2 protein-coding genes and 1 pseudogene are annotated in these 742 nt (G+C 69.7%); 2 read left to right on the top strand and 1 reads right to left on the bottom strand.

The window, feature by feature from the left end; all coding sequences use genetic code 11:
* The coding region (locus tag EK403_RS23860; protein ID WP_428979641.1) for a hypothetical protein at window positions 1-202 on the bottom strand (202 nt) is incomplete at its 3' end.
* Window positions 203-284: 82 nt separating this feature from the next.
* Here EK403_RS23860 and EK403_RS23855 point away from each other — a divergent pair.
* A pseudogene (locus EK403_RS23855) lies at window positions 285-551 on the top strand (transposase); the annotation flags it as partial.
* A 71-nt stretch (window positions 552-622) separates the two neighbouring features.
* Window positions 623-742, top strand: a 120-nt coding sequence (locus EK403_RS23850) for a transposase (protein WP_428979642.1), incomplete at its 3' end; no start/stop codon positions are given.

Here is a 742-nt window from a genome sequence, read left to right as displayed (position 1 = left end):
GGCGACGGGAAGCGTGGAGCCCGAGAAGTATGGCGGCTACCGCCGGCCGCTGCTCGAGCCTCACGAGGCGGAGCTTCGGGCGATGGTGGACGAGCGCTCCGAGATCACGCTCGCGGAGATCAAGGACAAGCTCGCCGGGAAGGGGGTCGTGGTCGGGCTGACGGCGATCCACGACATGCTGCGTCGGCTCGGGCTCCGGCATAAAAAAATCGCTGAGGGCGGCCGAGCAGAAGCGGCCGGACGTCGCGAAGCGTCGCAAGAGCTGGCGGGGCTTCCAAGGCTACATGGACCCGGAGCGCTTCGTCTTCCTCGACGAGACCGGCGCCTCCACCAACATGGTCCGCCTCTATGGCCGCAGCCTCGGCGGTTCGCGCCTGGTCGGCTCGGCCCCTCATGGCCACTGGAAGACGACGACCTTCGTGGCGGGCCTCAGGACCAGCGGGATCGTCGCGCCGCTCGCGCTCGACGGACCGATGACCGGCGTGACCTTCCGCGCCTACGCCGAACAGGTTCTGGCCCCTGCGCTCGAACCCGGCGACGTCGTCGTCATGGACAACCTGTCGGCCCACAAAGTCGCGGGCGTCCGCGAGGCGGTCGAGACCGCCGGCGCCAGCGTGCTCACCTGCCGCCATACAGTCCCGACCTCAATCCGATCGAGCAGGTCTTCGCCAAGCTCAAGGCGCTGCTGCGCAAGGCCGCCGCCCGAACGCGCGACGCCCTCTGGGACGCGATCGCCTCGGCC

Source organism: Hansschlegelia zhihuaiae (genome assembly GCF_004103825.1).
Lineage (GTDB): Bacteria > Pseudomonadota > Alphaproteobacteria > Rhizobiales > Methylopilaceae > Methylopila > Methylopila zhihuaiae.
The sequence above is the reverse complement of the archived record's forward strand: the minus strand, read 5'-3'. Positions and strand labels throughout refer to the sequence as shown.